Here is an 18,681-nt window from a genome sequence, read left to right as displayed (position 1 = left end):
GTAGCTCCTGCGCATCTTGAGCTTTTGGGTATGCACCATGAGGTTTCCATCCCAGAGATCGTGCGTGGTGCGGAAGAACTGACGTTTTGAAACGATTAATCCAGATCTTTAGCCCAACTAACTAACTCTTCATCTTCAAAATTATATAGATTTTTGTAGATATTAGAGTAATAGTATTCGGATTCCAATAAATCTCTAATTTTATTGAAAACATGATTGGTGGCATAAAATCCATTGCTGATGGGAGCGGTGAAAGCAATCGAGCCATTATGAAATCCATCTAAAGAACCGGAAAGCTCTCGCTTGACGATAGATTCAGCTGCTTCTATCTTTTCTTTGATAGGCTGCTCTTTGTAAATTTGAATGCAGAAATTTCCACCATGTTTTATTAATTCAAAATCTCCGTTGGGATGGAGTTTTATTGTATCTCCTTTCGCAAGGCCTAGAGCTAGCCCTGGAGATGCACATAATTTGAATTTTTGATCGCTTAGGTATTCTGCAGGAAGCTCCTCTAAAACTGCTCCCTGTGAATTTGTGCCAGCAAAAACCTTAATCAATGTTAATTTATGTTCCATACATTGCCCCTCAACTGCCTCTTTCCTTGCATGACATACCATCTTAATCTTCAAAGGCATTATTCAAAACTTCTAGTCAGCTTTGCACGTATTGCGCCGATTCAAATCGATAATCTCGTTAATGTCATATTCTTCGAACTTATCCAACAGCGGGTCGCTGCCGTGCTTCAACTTGAAGTCCATTTCTTCCGAATAGAGAGGGACGATGGCATAGAAGTGTACGGTACGCCCATCCTCCATGTCTAGCGAAAGAAAATCTTCGTTCACTTCAAGGGGAGGCAGCAAAATGATTCCGCTCATCCCCGTTTGCTGCGATAGCGGTTCGGCCGGATCTCCATTAGGCATCGTATGCAACCAGCCTAGCCAAGTGTCGTAGTCATGGGGAAAACGGGCCAACATTTTCAGCCATCGAATAGGCCAATAGTGATCCGGATTTTGTAAATCTTCTTGCGAGATCCGCCAGTCCGGCGGCAAGCAGATCATCAATTCCGCGTATTCGTAGCCTTCCGCTCCTTCTGGCGTATTCATGGGCATAAAGCTCATGCCCGTTGTGAATAAAGTATAATAATTGCGTTCGGGAGTCGGGTTTATGATGTGGACATCAATATGAACGACATCCGATAGGATTTCGTGGAAAACGGAATCGACTTCACCGATATGCTGGCGCACGTGGTCTTCGATTTTCTTGATCCATTCTTCTTCCCCGTACTCCGGAGGCCGCCATTCATTCTGTCTATCGCTATAGCGATAGATCGGGTTCCCCGACTCCGAATATTCCGTCGATTTCGACATGTTCGCCTCTCCTTTTATTCCTCAAATTTCCATCTAATTCATCATACCATAATGTCTATATATAAGCGCGTCGATAGGGATCATCCAGTATCAGGAGGGCCTCATGCAATTGCTCTCTTTGGATATATTCTTCCTATTCCGTTAGAGGTGATCTGTCGGAAATGGGATAAAGTTCTTGTCATCACCAATTGACAAGAACTTTACCCCATAAAATGAAAAAGCCGCGTTTCTGCGGCTTTTTTACGTCAAAATATAATCATTGTTCTATTTTTAAGATGATGGTTTCAGTAGTTCCTTTCTCTACAAGAATGGAACTACTTTTTGTTAGCACTGTTGTTCCAACATATTTATACATGAAGTCTCTGATATCATAAATGTAATCGAATACAAATTTCCCTTCATTCACAAATATAATTCTACGTTTAATATCAGTTTCTAACCTATCCAAATTACATTTAGCCCCAACAATCCTATCTAGAGCCTCTTCATTGAGAAAAGGATCCTCGATTATAAAAGCCTTATCCCAAACAAAAGGAGTAATATCAGCGAATTTTGCAGTACGATTTTCATTCTTTAATTTAACAATATTTTGCTCAATAATTTTTGTACTGTTACTATTATTTCCGTTAGTTGTAAGCAAAAAAGCCAAATATCCTATAGAAATTAGTCCGACTAATACAACTAACATCAGTATGCTTTTTTTCATATGCTCCCCCTATCCAACTTCTAGTAGTCAAGTGTAACATATGGTTTCAAACATGAGACATAGGAGTGAGAATCGGTAAGGGCACTGTGGAGAATACGTGTAGTATATGGAACTAATTGGGTGAGGCTACCCCTACCTCTATTCCCGCACACCTTCTAACGACTCAACATTACAAGCCCACACTCACTCATTCTTCTACTGAATTCTAATAGGGATGAAATCCTGTGAATACACGAGCTTGCGTGAGGGAATTAAATAATTTCGAGGGAGTGCAAAAGAGGCTACTGTAAGGCAACCTCTTTTGGTTATCCAACTATGGTGTAATCTAAGCTTCGGGATATAGTGCTGTCGATAAGTAGCGTTCTCCAGTATCGGGAAGAAGCACGACTATTTTTTTATCTTTGTTTTCTTGTCTTTTCGCAAGCTGGACAGCAGCAAAGACTGCGGCTCCTGATGAAATACCCACGAGCAAACCTTCACTCCTAGCCAACTGACGAGCTGTCTCAAATGCTTCCTCGTTTTTCACTTGTAAAATCTCATCAACCACTGATCTATTAAAGTTATCCGGCACAAAACCCGCACCAATTCCTTGGATTTTGTGTGCTCCTTTGTTCCCTCCAGAAAGTACTGGAGAATCTGTAGGTTCAACAGCTACAATCTTAACTGACTGTTTACGATCTTTGAGAATTTCACCGACGCCAGAGATTGTTCCTCCAGTTCCAACCCCGCCAACAAAAATATCCACATCACCATCTGTATCCCTCCAAATTTCTTCACCAGTGGTTCTCTTATGGATTTCGGGATTAGCTGGATTTTTAAATTGTTGCGGAATGAATGAGTTAGGAATGCCCGCAGCTATTTCTTCAGCTTTTTTTATCGCCCCAGACATTCCTTCAGGTGCGGGTGTGAGAACTAGTTCTGCCCCTAGGGCGATCAGGAGTTTTCTGCGTTCCAAGCTGAAACTTTCGGGAAGAGTAATAATTAACTTATAACCAAGTGCTGCAGCCGCAAAGGCTAGTCCAACCCCTGTGTTACCACTTGTAGGCTCGACAATTATAGAATCTTGATTAATAAATCCTTTTTCCTCAGCATCTTTTATCATAGCAAAACCAATACGATCCTTTACGCTTCCCGCAGGATTAAAGTATTCCAGTTTAGCAATAATTTTTGTTTGGACACTGTGCAGTTTTGTGAAATTCGAAAGTTCTAATAAAGGAGTGTTTCCAATAAGTTCTGTTAGATTCTTCGCTATTCTTGACACGAAGCATAACCTCCCATCAAATAATTCCAATTAAGTTGGTTTTATATTCAAACATTATCACCTGTGGTAAATAAATACAATCAAACCTTAATCAATTTAGGTTCCTTCCTTAAAAAGAGCACAGATATCCAAAACTTTAAATACATTATTGTTTTGTACGAATATTCCCTCTGACCTTAATTGGTTGGCGGGCTTTTTTTGTGCTTATTAGGTAAGGAGTAGTCTCCTGGACATAAACAATTTCTTGATCCTCACCAGTGATAAGTTGCTTATGCGCTATCGTGATATCCTCTTTCTAGTGTCCATATCTGTGTGATGATTGGGAAAGATGTGCTATTACTACAAAAATAACAATTAAAAGACTCATTAGTATAAGTGCATAGCCTGTCAATCGTGCTATCAAATTGCTTGTATACAGTTTAGATTTCCTGATAAACAGGAATCCAAACCCTAGCAATAACGCAATGATTATTCCTACATAATCGTCCATGAAATCACTACTCCTTATTTTATTAATAAACCAACATCCGCCACAATGTCGTAAACAAACCTCTGCAATAGATTGCAGAGGTTTGAGATCAATAATTAGTTAAACTCCCTCGCGAAGAACTGTTTTAACTTTAAGAAAATTTCGTTTTCTTGGTAAAACCAAGCAATAAGCTATAAATATAATAGATGCTGCTTGCGACTAGGACACTATAAAGGAACACTGTTATGGTCGTTGGGGCCCATACTTTTATAAATGACCAAGGCAATCCACCAAGAAAAATCTTTGGTAGCATGATCATGATTGTCCATATGGCTGCCACGATCAATGTGTGTAGGAGAAGGAAGAGAATCCTCTTGAAGCTCAACGAAGTCCACATGCGCTGCTTTTTAGCAAGCTTCCGTAGAATTTTCACAGTTAATAAGGCAAACAATGCACCAAAACAGCCGACGACGATACATGTAATGGTCAAGATCTGGTCTAGCTTTTGGTAGATAGAGGTATGCTGAATGTTGACGTCATTTCCTTCCCAAAAATCCATTACGCCTTGACCTATAGCTGTTGTAAAGGTCGTATTCATATTGGATAAAATCGCTACACCCACCTGTTCGTCAGGCTGCATGATGAAATACGTGGAGAAATTCGGATTTTCTCCTTCATGATATATGTATGGCTTATCTTTTTTCATCTGGACTACCCAGCCGCTCGCATAGTAGGTATCGTGTTTAGAAGGCTCTACGGATTGATCCGGGATATGTGATGCTTGTACGATCTGTTTGTCGATTGCATTGCTCGGATCATTCCCTAACTGAAGATTCATCCATTTTGCTATATCATTCGTATTGCTGATTAGATACCCAGCCGGTATATTTCCTCGATAAATTGGCGCTTCGTAAGTCTGAGCTTTCATAAATCCTATTTTATAGCCCGTTGCCACTTCAGCGGACTGCACTTGATGTCGTCCAACGAAAGAATCTTTCATTCCGATTGGCTCTAAAATCTGCTGTTTCATATATTGATCATAAGGCTTCTTCGTCACCACCTCTATAACGAGACCCAGTACATCGTAATTGATTGTTGCGTATTCCTTAGAACTTCCTGGTTTGCGATTTAACTCCTGACCCAACAATGTCTTGACGGTTAGTTCAAGGGCATTATCTGCATTACTCTCCGGAATATGCGTGATCGAATTGAAGGCGATTCCGCTCGTGTGATGAAGAAGCTGATTGAGCGTAATGGTTTGTGGCTCCCCATTGTAGTTCAATTTCAACCAAGGGATGTACTTTTGGACATCATCCGTTCGGTTTAACAATCCCTCCTTTTCCAATTGCAAAATAGCTAACCCTGTAAATGCCTTCGTTGTTGATCCGATTTCAAATCGCGTTTCAGCAGTTACTGGTTGTTTCGTTTTAAGATCTGCATATCCAAAGCCTTGCTGATATATCGTCTTCCCCTTCTCAACAATGACGACCGAGATCCCTGGGATTTTACTGATATTTCGTTGTTTTTCAATAAATTTCTCAATTTTCTGTATTTTGTCGCTTGACTCGGCATGGGCTAGAAATGGTGACAACCCGCTAACCGCCATAATCATAGCTATCATAATCATTCCTATTTTTACGGATGTTTTCATACCTGGTTCTCCTTGGTCAAATTTATGCTGTTCATGTAGCTCGTGTCGTCCTCAAAACCCACATAATCAGGCCCCTTAACAGGTTAAAACTACTAATGGGATAGTCTTTGGCTTCCAAATTATCTCAATGTAGTACATAATCAAATTATAAACATTTTGAAACTCCGCAAGTAACATTTCTTGCTCTTTTGTTAAGGAGAACAATCAGTCAATGAAAAGCGAACCATACCTAACAAACAGATTGTCGGAGACCATTAATTGGATAGAGGCAAATATTCGATTAGAAATTACTCTTGACGACATTGCTTCTAATGCATACCTTAGCAAGTTTTACTTGCATCGAGTATTCAAACAAGCAACGGGTTTAAGCTTATTGGAATATGTCAGATCCAGAAAATTAGCTTTAAGTCTACTTGATTTAATTCATACCAGCCTAAGAATTTCTGATATTGCGCAAGAATATGGGTTCGGCCATCATCAATCTTATATTCGTGCATTCATACGCGAGTTTGGTATGACACCAACAGAGTTCCGTAATGGAGCGGAACCTGTGAAAGTGGTTGAACGTTTCAATATAAAGGATTGCTATCAAGTGGATGATGGGTTAGTTTTTAAACCAACATATGTAGTGCTGCCGACGTTTTTTGTTGCTGGTTTTAGAAAAACTGTTTACATAAACGATAATATTGAAAACCAAACTGCTAATGATTACGCACGGACGTTTTATTACGAAGAAAGACCTCGCATAAAAAACGCAATTGACCCCGACACGTATATTGGTTTAACTTGGGTGCCTATGTGCAATAGCGACTTCACGTATTATACGCCTTCCATTCGTGTTAAAGAAGGACACCCCGTTCCAAAGGGGATGCTTGTCGAGAGGATTCCGGCCAATAAGTATGCAGTATTTAAGTATATAGGGAATCACCACCCGAACGAAATATCGAGTAAGACATTAAAGACTATATGGGAATATATCTATGGCCGTTGGATGAAGGAAAATAATCATTTGAATACCTATAGTTTTGAACGGATAAATCCATTACAAGCAGAGGATTACTGTGAGATGGAATTGTTCTTTCCAAAAATAACTAGTGCTCAAAATTAGATAATGTGATAATAGAAAGAAAAGAGCCTCGGAGTGATCCGAAGCTTTCTGTTTATCTTTGAATAAATAGGAATGCCTTCCGTAAGCATCATTTATTGAGGGACATAAATAATTAAGGTACAAGGACTTTCCAGTAGTCCCATGCCTTTAAGTAATCAGCTAAATCATGTGGATGGTGTTTTAAACAGATCCCGATGCGACAATAAAGCTGAATGATCACTTCTTCGATAAGCATTGATCTTTCCATAGGTGGTTCATGATTTAGCAAAGTAAATGCTGGAATTAAAGTTTCTAGGTTTAAATCGTCAGGAGAGGAGCAAAACGCATAAATGAAATCATACAGCACAGGTCCAACAATAGGTGAAGGATCAATAACTCCTTTTAATGCGTTTTGATCAAACACGAAATTATGGACACCACAATCGCCGTGAAGTAAAAATCTTTCATGTCCTTCACCCTTCGATATATTACCAACACAAGATTTCACTTTATGGTAATCCTCAATTGGTAAAAGGCTCCCCACATTAATTCGAGCATATTCCACACCCTGATCAATAAAATCACGCCAAGTTTCACACGGATCTTCCAACCAGAGTCCCCACTTGTCCGTATGTTGAAAATTTTCATAATGATTGATAAGCCCATTGATCAAAAGTGTCAGCCAGTTTATTTTTGATCCTCTTTTATAATGGGTTGTACCAGTAATGTATGTATAAACAATATATGCTTTTGCAGGATCCGTATAGAGAAGTTTAGGCGGTAGAGTAGCATGCCGATAAGTATGAAGCAATTGTTCAACCAAGGATATATTTTGTGCACTATCCAACTTCAACACATATTTCGGTTCGTCGTTGACTGTAAGAGTATATACAAGTCCATCGGTGGTGCCCTTCATCTTATTAGTAACCTTTGAGGTTGAATCAATTACACCTGTTTCACGAAGGTCTTTAATGATTTTGTTAACATCTAGTCTTTGTGCCATTTTTACTACCTCCCGAACTCTCCCCATATAAGAAGTACAACTTGTCGTTATCAACCATTCAGAACCAATCCTCATTCTTATAATTTCAAATAATATAATATTTGATTTAATACTTTCCAATATGTGATATTATATCTATATATTCAAATTTTCAAAACTTCAGGAGAGAACGCTATGTATCAAGAAATACAGCATTTTAAAGCCGATTTTTTCAAGGCGTTAGCACACCCATTACGTATAAGAATCCTTGAAGTTTTAGTCGAGGGCGACAAAAACGTTAATGAGATACAAACTATATTGGGTAGTGAAGGTTCTGCCGTTTCACAACAGTTAGCCGTATTAAGAAATAAAAATGTAGTCCGCGGAATTAAAGATGGAACCTCAGTAATATACTCTCTTACAGATCCATTGATAAAAGACTTGCTTATTGTTGCCAAGCAGATTTTTGACAATCATCTTGTGAATGCTATTTCCATGTTAGAAAATATAAAAAATCAGTAATTCACAACAAAAAGGAGTGAATCGGGTTGTTATCCCCGATCTACTTCCTTTTTTGTTTATTTTTGAATGTATTTTGCGGAATTATGAAATTGACATCTGATTAATTCAGATATATGATTTTATATATATTCAAATAATCAAATATTCGAGACGGTGGGAATGGATTTGAAACTCTCTTTTAGTGGCAGATTTCAAGGATATAATAGAAAAAAATTTCAAAAAGACTTGATTTCAGGTCTGATTGTAGGTATTATCGCCATTCCATTAGGAATGGCGTTTGCAATTGCATCAGGGGTTAAACCTGAATATGGATTATACACAACGATAGTAGCAGGAATACTAATCTCATTACTTGGTGGTTCAAAATTCCAAATCGGCGGTCCGACAGGAGCATTTATACCCATACTATTTGCGATTGTTATGCAGTATGGGTACGAAAACTTGCTTATCGCAGGTTTTATGGCAGGAGTAATATTACTATTAATGGGGATTTTTAAATTAGGCGGTGTAATCAAATTCATACCACGCCCCGTTACAATAGGCTTTACAACAGGAATTGCCGTTACCATATTCACAGGACAAATCGCCAATTTCCTTGGACTCAGTAATCTTCAAAAGCATCAAGATTTTCTTTCCAATATGAAGGAATTAGGCATTCACATTTCGACAATCAATATTTACAGTGTCTTAACTGCTGTGATTTGTCTGGTGCTTATCATTTTTACACCTAAGCTTGTTTCTAAAATTCCTGGTTCACTAGTTGGATTATTGATTTCTACTGTTGTAGCGTCAATATTCTATCCTGACAAAGTAGCAACTATTGGTTCTACTTACGGAGCAATTCCAAATAGCTTGCCTAGCATACACTTTCCTTCACTTTCAATTGAACACATTCAATCTTTAATTAAACCGGCTTTTGTAATAGCTATGTTAGGTGGTATTGAATCCTTACTTTCAGCTGTAGTTGCTGACGGAATGGCAGGAACCAGGCACAACAGCAACCGTGAATTGATTGGTCAGGGTATCGCCAATATGATAACTCCGCTGTTCGGCGGCATTCCAGCAACCGGGGCTATTGCACGAACTGCAACAAATATTAAAAATGGAGCCGAGACACCCTTCTCTGGGATCATTCATGGCATTGTTGTCCTGTTAGTTTTATTCATATTTGCTCCATATACTTCAAACATTCCTCTTGCGAGCATGGCACCCATTCTAATGGTTGTTGCATGGAATATGAGCGAACGTAAAGAGTTCGTTCACGTTTTAAAAACTAAAACTGCAGAGTCATTAGTTTTGCTTATTACCTTTCTACTTACTGTTTTTACAGATCTGACAACCGCTGTTGAAGTTGGTTTAATCTTATCAGTTATCATTTTTGTGAAACATATGAGCAGCCTTCTTATTACGGTAAAGGTATTGCCCGACCCATCCGATAAGAACGAAAAAGTATCCGCACATATGGTTAATGAGCAACATAATTGCCCTCAAATCAGTATCTACACCGTCGAAGGAGCTTTGTTCTTTGGGGTTGCTAATATGTTTGAGAAATCCATTATGGACGAAATTAATTACAAACCGAAAGTGCTAATATTGAAAATGGGCAATGTTCCTTATATGGACACAACAGGGGAATCCAATTTATCAAGTATCGTCAAGCACTTTAAAAAGCACGGTGGCACCGTAATCATTTCTGAAATACAAAATCAACCACGCCAAATGCTTCAAAAAACAAAATTAGACGAATTCATTGGTCAGGAACACTTTTTTGAAAAAACAGGTAACGCGGTTAGCTTTGCATTAACAAAACTTAACCACTCTCAATGTCTTGGATGCAAGCATTTTGCATTCCGTGAATGCCATCAACTATCAAACTCGAGAGTTATCAACGTTCGAACCCAATGACACGAAAAGGCTGCTCTACCGTCATTTAAAGACGAGAAGAGCAGCCTTTTTCTCAAACTTGATTCTTGGGGATACCGTTTAAACTTGGAACATAATCATCAATCTTGTTACTTGTTAGTGTTTGTGCCTCTTCAGTGAAATGAGCATGATTCTGCTGGTTTTCTTTCTTATCTGCTTTGTTATCTTCGCGGTCATACTTTGGATCGGCGTCATTTTTGGGCATAGTGTTCACCTCCATCGTCTACAGTTAGTATGAGGAGGTAGTTTGAATTTTATCCCAATTATCAATGACGTACTTTATGCCCTTTCAATCTGTTATCACACGCCGAAAGTGCTGATTTGCAAGATATTGTTGAAGAAGAGCAAAATTAATAGATATTTAATAATTGCTTGTTATAGTAGAGTAAACTTATCATAAGAAGGTGTTCCATGCCTAAAAAAGAGAAAAAATGGGTTTATATCGCGTTCATTTTAGGGCTAGTCATTTTATGTTTTGGGGTATGGGATCTAACGCATGCGTATAAACTAAAAGCTGCGTTTAAATCCTATGGTTCCAACGCACGGATAGGGATGTTTCTTGCGATTTCGTATGTTGTTTTTTCTTTGATGATAAAAAAGAAAGTTTTTGGAGCATCGGAAAAAATAAAAAAAATGATCATCTTGTTATTAAAATGGAGTAGGAAATGGCATATTCCGATATCCATCATCACGATTGCACTTATTGCTATTCACGCCGTAGGCGCATTTTTGTATGGAATCAAAATAGATTTTTCCAACATCTCAGGTCTTCTCGCGCTTGTTGCGCTACTTCCTGTACCCATTTCTGGATTGATGCGCCATAAAAAAATGGATCGTGTATGGCATATGCGATGTGGAATAGCATTTTTTGTTTTATTCCTCGTTCATGCTTTTCTTTAAAAAAGGAAAAAGAGCTCTGGCGCCAAGTAATCCGTGCATTAAAATTCCCATGAAAAAACGTGGACACCTCAGGGTTTCCACGTTTTTTTGTCTTGGGGGAGAGCTAACATTCTCCCCCTATATTTTTTACTATTGAACTTGTTTTGCTAAGTCTAATAGTTCTGATTGGGTTAGTTTTTTGTTATCTAATTTTTCACGATTATCATTGATGTAATAAACAAAACGAGATAAGAAGCCCTTTTCACCTTCCCACCAAACTGATTGACTGGTATCACTTTCTCTATAATATCCTTGTTTGTATTCATCTATTTTCATAGGAACTTTATCGTGTACTAATAATTTTTCAGGTCTACTTATAGACTTGCTCAAAATGTATCGAATTTCTTGACCTGTTTGCTTGTTTTTATAATGAAAAACATATTGGAGGAGTACATCTGGATCATCAATTAGGATTTCCATTCAAGCCTCATTTACTTCAAATGGAAACTTATAAGGTTCATTGAAAGAATAACGCATTGATTTGCTTTCTTTTTCAGTGTGATTATAAAAATTACAACCACTTAATAGGACAATTAGAACACTCAGTAAAAGTAAAACAAAATACTTACTTCTCATTTTCCAATCCTCCGAATTTGTTAAATATTGGACTGAACATTAGATTAGACGAAGAAAATCTTATTTTGTTTCACTTTTTTCTGTTGAGTGCCTGGATGTCTGCGGGAAAGCATATTCGGTAACCTTACTCCCCCCTCCTTAAACGGTTATACTAGATTTAATATGCATTGAAACAGGTGATCCTTAATGAGCTCCAACCTAACCTATTCCAAACCAAAAACATTACTAAACCCAGCCAGCGGCTACCTCAGTGGGTATTCGCATACGCTGAATCCTTACTCGGGTTGCTCTTTTGCTTGCTCTTACTGTTATGTGCGCCAGATGCCAATTGCGCTGTTCCATAAGCAGGATTGGGGAGCCTGGGTTACGGTGAAAGAAGGTGCAGCGGACGTACTGCGTAAAGATTTGGAGAAAGCCCGTCGCAAGGGCGCGGTAACAATCTTCATGTCATCAAGTACAGACCCGTACCAACCTGCGGAATATCAGCAGCAAATTACACGTTCCTTACTTGAAGTATTGGCTGCATCTCCACCCGACTTCTTAATCGTACAGACACGCAGTCCCCTTGTAACGAGGGATATTGATCTACTGCAAACCCTTGGAGATCGTGTTCGTGTGAGCATGACGATTGAGACGGACCGTGAGGATATCCGTAAAGCGTTTACCCCTTCGGCTCCCCCTATCGCCGCACGTTTGAAAGCGCTAGAGCGTATCGTGCAGGCGAACATTCCCGCTCAGGCGACGATTGCACCCGTGCTGCCGTGTACGGATCATTTTGCAAAGACATTAAGCGGAATTGTGAACAAAATCTGCATCGATGATTATTTCATGGGCGACGGAGCCAAAGGAAAACGGACGGAGAAAATCGGTGTTCGATCAATTTACGAACAACTAGATTTAGATGATTGGTACAGTCGCGAGGCCTATTTAAGGGTGCTGGATCAAATCAAAGCGCATTATAACGAGGATCAGATTGGCATTAGCCAAGAGGGCTTTCTCCCCTAACCAGAAGAAATTCACTTAAAAAACCCGCCATCTCCACAAGGCGGGTTCTACACATTCTATTAACGATTATCGATTGTTTCTGGGTACATATCATGATTGAATAGACGCTGACGCGCGACATCTTCCCACGCTGTTCCCGGCTTACCGTAGTTGCAGTAAGGATCAATACTAATCCCGCCACGTGGCGTGAATTTTCCCCATACTTCGATATATTTGGGCTCCATGGCTGCGATCAGGTCATCCATAATCGTATTGACGCATGTTTCATGGAAATCCCCATGATTACGGTACGAGAATAGATACAGTTTGAGCGACTTGCTCTCCACCATTTTCACATCGGGTACATAACTAATGTAAATTGTTGCAAAATCCGGTTGCCCCGTCATCGGGCATAAACTTGTGAACTCTGGGCAATTGAACTTAACAAAATAATCGCGATCCTGCTTCTTGTTGACGAAAGTCTCGATGATACCCGGATCATATTCGTAAGTGTACTGCGTGTTCTGGTTCCCTAATAGGGATAAGCCTTCAATAGGCTTCTCATGATTGTTAGGCATAGATTGCCCTCCTAGTTTTGTTTTTACAGAGGAGGAGATTACGAACTCTGTTTGAAGGATTTATTATACCACCACTCTCACCCAGAAGTAATGTCTATTCATACCAGATCCATTAGGATGACAATTTAACCCTCTATAATCTGATCCTAAAGTGGATATAGTAACATGGACAAAGATCTTTCCAGGAGGGTTATACATGGACAGTACTCATGAATTTGTAGAGAAATTGCACGATACCCAGAAAAAAGACGATAAGAACCGCCAGCACACAAAAGGACCTCAAGCGAACAAGACGCAGAATAAACAGCACAGTACGAACAAATAACGCTGGAATCTATATGAAGCAAAAAGGGACTTTACTCATTTGGTTATATAACCTTGTGAGGAAGCCCCTTGATCTACTTAATGATAAATTCTCGCTTGCTGATCGGCAGGTTGTTCGACCATCATACCGTGTGCGAGTCGTAGAAAATCTTGTGCATTTCCTACATCCTCTTCATCAGGAAGAAGCCCATATCCCGCTCCACTTAAGAGGGAGTATACCTCGATTCTCTCCGGCAATTTGCCGAAAGCCCGATAAGCGAACACGAGACACATGTTCATATACGCACGAATGACTTGCGGTTCATCTTCAATGAAAATTTTCTTAATGACATAAGAGGATTCCGTCCATTGTGCGAGCTGCAGCATCATCGATAAGTTCATATCCAGTTCTTCAATCAATACAGACAGTTCTTCCTGTAAAAATATCGGCGCTGCAGTATCCTCTTGATCTTGCAGCAAGTAAGGAATAAGCGAGTTAGAGGCTTGGCGCTTCACATCGTCAGCTTTTACTACCGATCCAATTCGATCTGACACGTCTACCCAGTGGCGATCCAGACTCGTTAAGATCGAATTCTCCCCTCTCGCATCCTGCGGTAGCGAATAATAATCTTGAATGACAAGCGCAATAGATTGCTGCACTTGCTGCTGCCAATTACCTGAACTCGGACTCGGGCGACTCTTCGCTTGCTTGCGATGAAAACAACAAGGACAGCGCACGAACTGCTCCAGGTCATGATCATGTAAAATAAAGTTTTGGGCGCTTGCTGTCCTTGGTTCCATCTTTACTTCCTCCTTATTTCCATGTTACAAAATTTCTTCCGAACTCTCTACACTGCTCTTTCTCATTCTCCCTAGGGCACATTTCCACTTTCAGACCTTCTGCTGTAACTTCACATCCACGCTCACGCAATTTATCGATCAGAAGATCCACCGCCGCACAAAACATCGGATAACTCGTATCTCCTGAACCGAACACCGCTGCCTTTTTGCCGGTCAAATCAATGTCGTCTAACTCTTCAAAAAAATCAAGGAAATCATCAGGCAGCTCCCCATCACCCCATGTATAAGCTCCAAGCACAATGCCATCGTATTGTAGCAAATCCGCAGCATTCGCATTGTAAGCCTCACATACAGTCAATTGACCACCTTGCCCACGTATTCCCGCTGCTACTTCATCTGCCATCGTCTCTGTATTCCCTGACAAACTCGCGTATACCATTATGACGTTCTCCATGCGTTTCTTCCCTCCGTTATTTCATCTTATTAATTATTTGAATACCATTGATAAAATACAATTGATAATGATTATCATTTTCAAAATGAATTATACAACGAACTTCTCTTCGATATCAAGTAGGAAACGTTATCGGAATTTGAATTTCATTTAAATGATCCGCTTTATTGTTCGAAATATAGGAATCAATAATGGTCCGTTCGATGGCATCCCCGATAATTGCAGCGCCTTGCTGCTGAATTTCCTTCAAAAGCTTATTGTAATAAACCGGCGAATCTTGATGGGAGCCACGAAAATAAATACACGCATAATCCCCTTCTTGTAAAATATCGACTAGCTCCATACTCTCCGTCTCCTGCTCTAGCAAAATAAATATGGAATTGTACTCATTAAATCTATTCTGCAGCAAGTCACTTTGGGCAACTGTCAGACCCACTCCACCTATAAAAATGCTGGACATGCGATTTGATATATTTTCCAATTGGCGTAAATTGAGCTCGAGCTCAGGATTAGAGGCAAAACGATTATGCAGACGCAGGATACGCCGCTTCTCTAAATGCTTGAAGAGTACGACACCAATCTGCGAATCATCAATCTTTTTCGCATTCTGAATTTCGATGATCCGACTATCAAACGTATCTCGAATCCGCTCTAGCTTCTTAATCTGATTCTCTGCCGCAGCACGTTCCTTCGTTAATAATTGAATGAATGAATCCATGTCCCGCTTCTCTAGCTGCTCTTTAATTTCTTTGAGCGAGACACCGAGCGCTTTTAAATAATTAATGGTATTTAATTGCTCGAATTGATCGGTTGAGTAGTAGCGGTAGCCATTGTTGGAATCGGTCTCCATCGGCTTAAACAGCCCGATTTCATCGTAATAGCGCAGGGTTTTTACAGGTGTGTTATGTAACTTGGACATCTCGCCAATTAGAAATTTATTTTTCATATCGCCTATCCTCACTCTATTTCTTTGCAACTTTTTCTCAGTATATCGCACTTGACATTCCAGTAACAGGAGGGTTTAGTATTCATTCCAAGCTAACTAAAAGTAAGGAGAATTAATATATGAACATGGCTACAAAAGAAACCATCATCCGTTCTGCAACGTTAACGCGTTCGAAGCGATTATGGTTCGCATTGGTGCTCGGAGCATTATCTGCCTTCGCACCGCTATCCATTGATATGTACTTACCATCTTTGCCAACTCTATCTTCAGACTTGCATACGACAACATCACTTGCTCAGCTCAGCTTAACCGCATGTCTACTGGGGCTTGCTCTTGGTCAACTTGTTGTCGGGCCGTTAAGTGATAAATTCGGTCGCCGCAAACCGCTCTTGATCTCACTGACGATATACGCCATCTCATCCTTGTTATGTGCGTTTGGTTCTTCCATTTACCTCTTGATTGGACTGCGATTTGTCGAAGGTGCAACAGGAGCTGCTGGCATTGTCATCTCTCGCGCTATGGTAAGAGACATGTATGAAGGACCCGAAATGACGAAGTTCTTCTCTCTCCTGATGCTAGTCAACGGACTTGCACCGATCCTCGCACCGGTTACAGGAGGTGTACTGCTTAAATATGTGTCTTGGCATGGCGTATTTATTGTACTTGCACTAATTGGCGTGATTATGTTCTTGGCCGTCCTATTTGGTCTACCGGAGTCTTTACCGCAAAGCAAGCGATCTAGTGGAGGACTCACAGGCACTTTGCACACTTTTGGTCGATTGCTCAAAGATCGTAATTTTATGGGGTATGCCCTCACACAAGGACTCATCTCTGCTGCGATGTTCGGCTATATCTCAGGATCTCCTTTTGTGCTGCAAGATATTTTTGGAGTCTCCCCGCAGATGTTCAGTGTGATCTTTGCTACAAATGGAATTGGGATCATTATTGCCAGCCAAGTTGCTGGAAGACTCGCTGGAAAAGTGAGTGAAACGAAACTGCTAGTCGCAGGACTCCTTATTGCTGCTGTAGGTGGTGTGTCCTTATTCATCACTTTACTTGCCGACGCAGGGCTTATTGCGGTGTTGATCCCGCTGTTTATGATCGTATCGAGTGTCGGAATAGTAGGAACAGCTAGCTTCGCGCTTGCCATGCAAAGCCAAGGAGGTTCTGCTGGGAGTGCTTCTGCCTTGCTTGGACTTTTCCCCTATATTTTCGGTGCGACCGCGGCTCCATTAGTCGGTCTTGGCGGTAATTTAGCTTCCCTTCCGATGGGGATTGTCATTGCAGCCTGCGAAGTCGGGGCTCTACTCTGCTATTTTGTCCTTGTGAAACGTAAATAATATCTTCGGTTTTACTTGTGGATAATAACTTCTGTGGATATGTGAACAACCTTATAGGAAATAAACCCTATTGGGGATAATATTCTGTTGATGATGTGTATAACTCTGTGGATAGTTGTGGATATCCAGGAGAAATGGGCTATACCCCCCTAGCAAAAGAGACTATCTGTGAATGATAGTCTCTTTTTTAAATATTATCCACTTAATCGGTTATGGCGATGACGCCTCTTTTCACATTGAAACGAATAAGTACTGGTAAATAGATTCCTACAAACCAATATGCGGTCTCCGCAATCAGAATCGCCATTCCTACATCGGCAATGACATGCTGTTTCACGAACAGGGTCGAAATAATAATCAACAATCCCATTATTCGAACGATATACCTTGTTCGTGCCTTAAGCACTCTTGCTCCCTTAATCATAAGGTAACTCGTCAGTACATGAATACTTGGAAAACAATTATAGGGCAGATCATGTTCATAAATGATTTTGACCAGCTGAGTTAGCCAATCGGAATGCACCAGCTGAGGCCGTGGAACGGTCGTTTGAAAAAAGTAGTAAAACACGTAACAAACGAGTAAACCTATACATAAGGCAACTAATGTATTGAGATACACTTTCACATCTTTGAAAAAGATTAGAACAAGTGCAATCGCAATAAACGGATACCACAGCACATACGGAATAATAAAAGCAGACACAAACGGCAGTCGATTATCAATCAAAGTGACTAGCATATGAACCTGCGTTTTCGGTTGATTTAAGACATTATACAAAATATTAAGAGCAGGTATGAACAGCATCCATAACAAAGGTCTATAATTCCGCAATTGACGACGTGTTACTTTACTCCTGATGTTCAGCGTAATCCCTCCCTTTTAATTAACCATACACATATTTTATGTCTAAACTATTTTATGCGCAATAAATTATATCTAACACAAAAAAACAAGACCCTCCTTCGGTCCTGTTCAACTTTATATACCTATTACATTATCATCCCGCAGCTATATGGATTTGGCCTTAGCTATGTACCAATACGCACATCCAACAAATACAATACCGCCTACCATATTACCAAGTGTGACTGGAACTAAATTATTTACAAGCCCCAGCCAAGAAACGGTATCGGGATGAGGAGTAAAGAGTGAAATTGAGAGCAAGGTCATATTCGCAACGCTATGTTCAAAACCGGATGTAATGAAAGCGAATAAGCACCAGAAAATCATAACGAGCTTCGCCGTTTCTTCTTTCAATTTGATCGAACACCAAATCGCCAGACATACGAGAATGTTACAGAGAATGCCTCGCATGAACAATTCGAAGAATGGAGCGTTCATTTTGGCAGAAGCTGCAGTATGAATAAAATTAGCTACACTACCTGTAGCAAGCCCCGTGTATACGAACATCACCGCAATCAACATAGAGCCTGCAAAATTTCCAATAAAGCTGTACAGCCAAATTCGCCCCGTATCCCGCCAAGTCGTCTTCTTCTCAAGTGTACTCACCGTCATCAGAAAGTTGTTACCCGTAAATAACTCCGCCCCAGCCATAATGACTAAGCTCAGTGCAATCCCAAAGCACATCCCCATGACAATCTTCGTACTCGGAGATTGAGCGGCAGATAACACACCACCTATTGTGAAAATAAGTATTATACCTAGTCCAATAAATAAACCAGCTAACATCGAGGATACGAGATACTTCCCTTTACTGCGGTTTAACAATTCAACTTTCATCGTCCCAGCTTGATTGATCGCTTGAATGATGTCGCCCAATCTACTCACCCC

21 protein-coding genes are annotated in these 18,681 nt (G+C 40.1%); 7 read left to right on the top strand and 14 right to left on the bottom strand.

Going from position 1 to position 18,681, the window contains the following annotated elements:
* Window positions 1-95: 95 nt before the first annotated feature.
* The 5 genes from ACSBOP_RS02160 to ACSBOP_RS02140 form a co-directional block, all read right to left on the bottom strand.
* Window positions 96-575 (bottom strand): DUF4265 domain-containing protein, encoded by a 480-nt coding sequence (locus tag ACSBOP_RS02160; protein WP_442602863.1) that lies wholly within the window; start codon window positions 573-575, stop codon window positions 96-98.
* Between the two features lie 72 nt (window positions 576-647).
* Entirely contained in the window at window positions 648-1,367 is a 720-nt protein-coding gene (locus tag ACSBOP_RS02155) for a suppressor of fused domain protein (RefSeq protein ID WP_442602862.1), read from the bottom strand.
* Window positions 1,368-1,623: 256 nt separating this feature from the next.
* Window positions 1,624-2,073, bottom strand: coding sequence for a hypothetical protein (locus ACSBOP_RS02150; RefSeq protein ID WP_442602861.1), 450 nt, complete (start codon window positions 2,071-2,073; stop codon window positions 1,624-1,626).
* Between the two features lie 325 nt (window positions 2,074-2,398).
* Complete coding sequence (gene cysK, locus ACSBOP_RS02145) at window positions 2,399-3,334, bottom strand: cysteine synthase A (RefSeq protein WP_442602860.1); 936 nt, start codon at window positions 3,332-3,334, stop codon at window positions 2,399-2,401.
* 620 nt (window positions 3,335-3,954) lie between these two features.
* Window positions 3,955-5,454, bottom strand: a complete 1,500-nt coding sequence (locus tag ACSBOP_RS02140) for a serine hydrolase domain-containing protein (protein ID WP_442602859.1) — start codon at window positions 5,452-5,454, stop codon at window positions 3,955-3,957.
* Between the two features lie 211 nt (window positions 5,455-5,665).
* Here ACSBOP_RS02140 and ACSBOP_RS02135 point away from each other — a divergent pair, with 211 nt between their 5' ends.
* Window positions 5,666-6,562: an AraC family transcriptional regulator gene (locus ACSBOP_RS02135; RefSeq protein ID WP_442602858.1), complete on the top strand. Its 897-nt coding sequence runs from the start codon at window positions 5,666-5,668 to the stop codon at window positions 6,560-6,562.
* Window positions 6,563-6,674: 112 nt separating this feature from the next.
* Here the strand turns inward: ACSBOP_RS02135 and ACSBOP_RS02130 are convergent, their stop codons facing one another.
* Window positions 6,675-7,544 carry a phosphotransferase gene (locus ACSBOP_RS02130; RefSeq protein WP_442602857.1) on the bottom strand — a complete coding sequence of 290 codons (870 nt, stop codon included), beginning with the start codon at window positions 7,542-7,544 and terminating at the stop codon, window positions 6,675-6,677.
* 174 nt (window positions 7,545-7,718) lie between these two features.
* On the opposite strand from ACSBOP_RS02130, the gene ACSBOP_RS02125 reads away from it, so the two are divergent.
* Complete coding sequence (locus ACSBOP_RS02125; protein WP_442602856.1) at window positions 7,719-8,045, top strand: ArsR/SmtB family transcription factor; 327 nt, start codon at window positions 7,719-7,721, stop codon at window positions 8,043-8,045.
* A gap of 159 nt (window positions 8,046-8,204) precedes the next feature.
* Window positions 8,205-9,950 carry a SulP family inorganic anion transporter gene (locus ACSBOP_RS02120; protein ID WP_442602855.1) on the top strand — a complete coding sequence of 582 codons (1,746 nt, stop codon included), beginning with the start codon at window positions 8,205-8,207 and terminating at the stop codon, window positions 9,948-9,950.
* Window positions 9,951-10,002: 52 nt separating this feature from the next.
* Here ACSBOP_RS02120 and ACSBOP_RS02115 read toward each other — a convergent pair whose 3' ends face one another.
* A complete protein-coding gene (locus ACSBOP_RS02115; RefSeq protein ID WP_442602854.1) occupies window positions 10,003-10,173 on the bottom strand; it encodes a hypothetical protein in 171 nt (56 codons plus the stop codon).
* A 206-nt stretch (window positions 10,174-10,379) separates the two neighbouring features.
* On the opposite strand from ACSBOP_RS02115, the gene ACSBOP_RS02110 reads away from it, so the two are divergent.
* A complete protein-coding gene (locus tag ACSBOP_RS02110) occupies window positions 10,380-10,868 on the top strand; it encodes a hypothetical protein (protein WP_442602853.1) in 489 nt (162 codons plus the stop codon).
* A gap of 129 nt (window positions 10,869-10,997) precedes the next feature.
* Here ACSBOP_RS02110 and ACSBOP_RS02105 read toward each other — a convergent pair whose 3' ends face one another.
* A complete protein-coding gene (locus tag ACSBOP_RS02105) occupies window positions 10,998-11,327 on the bottom strand; it encodes a hypothetical protein (protein WP_442602852.1) in 330 nt (109 codons plus the stop codon).
* A 342-nt stretch (window positions 11,328-11,669) separates the two neighbouring features.
* On the opposite strand from ACSBOP_RS02105, the gene ACSBOP_RS02100 reads away from it, so the two are divergent.
* Window positions 11,670-12,488, top strand: a complete 819-nt coding sequence (locus ACSBOP_RS02100; RefSeq protein ID WP_442602851.1) for an SPL family radical SAM protein — start codon at window positions 11,670-11,672, stop codon at window positions 12,486-12,488.
* A gap of 59 nt (window positions 12,489-12,547) precedes the next feature.
* Here ACSBOP_RS02100 and queF read toward each other — a convergent pair whose 3' ends face one another.
* Window positions 12,548-13,045 carry a preQ(1) synthase gene (queF, locus tag ACSBOP_RS02095; protein WP_442602850.1) on the bottom strand — a complete coding sequence of 166 codons (498 nt, stop codon included), beginning with the start codon at window positions 13,043-13,045 and terminating at the stop codon, window positions 12,548-12,550.
* 196 nt (window positions 13,046-13,241) lie between these two features.
* Here queF and ACSBOP_RS02090 point away from each other — a divergent pair, with 196 nt between their 5' ends.
* A complete protein-coding gene (locus ACSBOP_RS02090) occupies window positions 13,242-13,370 on the top strand; it encodes a DUF4023 family protein (RefSeq protein WP_442602849.1) in 129 nt (42 codons plus the stop codon).
* A 77-nt stretch (window positions 13,371-13,447) separates the two neighbouring features.
* Here ACSBOP_RS02090 and ACSBOP_RS02085 read toward each other — a convergent pair whose 3' ends face one another.
* From ACSBOP_RS02085 to ACSBOP_RS02075, 3 genes are all read right to left on the bottom strand, one after another.
* Window positions 13,448-14,149, bottom strand: coding sequence for a hypothetical protein (locus tag ACSBOP_RS02085; RefSeq protein WP_442602848.1), 702 nt, complete (start codon window positions 14,147-14,149; stop codon window positions 13,448-13,450).
* A gap of 13 nt (window positions 14,150-14,162) precedes the next feature.
* The gene (locus ACSBOP_RS02080) at window positions 14,163-14,603 is read right to left on the bottom strand and encodes a flavodoxin (RefSeq protein WP_442602847.1); all 441 of its coding nucleotides are present in this window, start codon (window positions 14,601-14,603) and stop codon (window positions 14,163-14,165) included.
* Window positions 14,604-14,718: 115 nt separating this feature from the next.
* Window positions 14,719-15,549 carry a MerR family transcriptional regulator gene (locus tag ACSBOP_RS02075; RefSeq protein ID WP_442602846.1) on the bottom strand — a complete coding sequence of 277 codons (831 nt, stop codon included), beginning with the start codon at window positions 15,547-15,549 and terminating at the stop codon, window positions 14,719-14,721.
* A 119-nt stretch (window positions 15,550-15,668) separates the two neighbouring features.
* On the opposite strand from ACSBOP_RS02075, the gene ACSBOP_RS02070 reads away from it, so the two are divergent.
* Window positions 15,669-16,889: a multidrug effflux MFS transporter gene (locus ACSBOP_RS02070; protein WP_442602845.1), complete on the top strand. Its 1,221-nt coding sequence runs from the start codon at window positions 15,669-15,671 to the stop codon at window positions 16,887-16,889.
* A gap of 202 nt (window positions 16,890-17,091) precedes the next feature.
* On the opposite strand, the gene ACSBOP_RS02065 is transcribed toward ACSBOP_RS02070, so the two are convergent.
* A complete protein-coding gene (locus tag ACSBOP_RS02065; protein WP_442602844.1) occupies window positions 17,092-17,628 on the bottom strand; it encodes a phosphatase PAP2 family protein in 537 nt (178 codons plus the stop codon).
* A gap of 270 nt (window positions 17,629-17,898) precedes the next feature.
* Window positions 17,899-18,669 (bottom strand): formate/nitrite transporter family protein, encoded by a 771-nt coding sequence (locus ACSBOP_RS02060; RefSeq protein ID WP_442602843.1) that lies wholly within the window; start codon window positions 18,667-18,669, stop codon window positions 17,899-17,901.
* Window positions 18,670-18,681: the final 12 nt, after the last annotated feature.

Origin of the sequence: Paenibacillus sp. KN14-4R (assembly GCF_052180255.1) — a bacterium.
Taxonomy (GTDB): domain Bacteria; phylum Bacillota; class Bacilli; order Paenibacillales; family NBRC-103111; genus Paenibacillus_AM.
Note: the sequence above shows the minus strand (reverse complement) of the source record. Positions and strands in the feature narration are given on the sequence as shown.

Bases quoted from the DNA above. Each gene is read 5' to 3' on its own strand.
- ACSBOP_RS02160 (WP_442602863.1), bottom strand. From the start codon at position 575: ATGGAACATAAATTAACATTGATTAAGGTTTTTGCTGGCACAAATTCA.
- ACSBOP_RS02155 (WP_442602862.1), bottom strand. From the start codon at position 1,367: ATGTCGAAATCGACGGAATATTCGGAGTCGGGGAACCCGATCTATCGC.
- ACSBOP_RS02150 (WP_442602861.1), bottom strand. From the start codon at position 2,073: ATGAAAAAAAGCATACTGATGTTAGTTGTATTAGTCGGACTAATTTCT.
- ACSBOP_RS02140 (WP_442602859.1), bottom strand. From the start codon at position 5,454: ATGAAAACATCCGTAAAAATAGGAATGATTATGATAGCTATGATTATG.
- ACSBOP_RS02135 (WP_442602858.1), top strand. From the start codon at position 5,666: ATGAAAAGCGAACCATACCTAACAAACAGATTGTCGGAGACCATTAAT.
- ACSBOP_RS02130 (WP_442602857.1), bottom strand. From the start codon at position 7,544: ATGGCACAAAGACTAGATGTTAACAAAATCATTAAAGACCTTCGTGAA.
- ACSBOP_RS02125 (WP_442602856.1), top strand. From the start codon at position 7,719: ATGTATCAAGAAATACAGCATTTTAAAGCCGATTTTTTCAAGGCGTTA.
- ACSBOP_RS02120 (WP_442602855.1), top strand. From the start codon at position 8,205: ATGGATTTGAAACTCTCTTTTAGTGGCAGATTTCAAGGATATAATAGA.
- ACSBOP_RS02115 (WP_442602854.1), bottom strand. From the start codon at position 10,173: ATGCCCAAAAATGACGCCGATCCAAAGTATGACCGCGAAGATAACAAA.
- ACSBOP_RS02110 (WP_442602853.1), top strand. From the start codon at position 10,380: ATGCCTAAAAAAGAGAAAAAATGGGTTTATATCGCGTTCATTTTAGGG.
- ACSBOP_RS02105 (WP_442602852.1), bottom strand. From the start codon at position 11,327: ATGGAAATCCTAATTGATGATCCAGATGTACTCCTCCAATATGTTTTT.
- ACSBOP_RS02100 (WP_442602851.1), top strand. From the start codon at position 11,670: ATGAGCTCCAACCTAACCTATTCCAAACCAAAAACATTACTAAACCCA.
- queF (WP_442602850.1), bottom strand. From the start codon at position 13,045: ATGCCTAACAATCATGAGAAGCCTATTGAAGGCTTATCCCTATTAGGG.
- ACSBOP_RS02090 (WP_442602849.1), top strand. From the start codon at position 13,242: ATGGACAGTACTCATGAATTTGTAGAGAAATTGCACGATACCCAGAAA.
- ACSBOP_RS02085 (WP_442602848.1), bottom strand. From the start codon at position 14,149: ATGGAACCAAGGACAGCAAGCGCCCAAAACTTTATTTTACATGATCAT.
- ACSBOP_RS02080 (WP_442602847.1), bottom strand. From the start codon at position 14,603: ATGGAGAACGTCATAATGGTATACGCGAGTTTGTCAGGGAATACAGAG.
- ACSBOP_RS02075 (WP_442602846.1), bottom strand. From the start codon at position 15,549: ATGAAAAATAAATTTCTAATTGGCGAGATGTCCAAGTTACATAACACA.
- ACSBOP_RS02070 (WP_442602845.1), top strand. From the start codon at position 15,669: ATGAACATGGCTACAAAAGAAACCATCATCCGTTCTGCAACGTTAACG.
- ACSBOP_RS02065 (WP_442602844.1), bottom strand. From the start codon at position 17,628: ATGCTAGTCACTTTGATTGATAATCGACTGCCGTTTGTGTCTGCTTTT.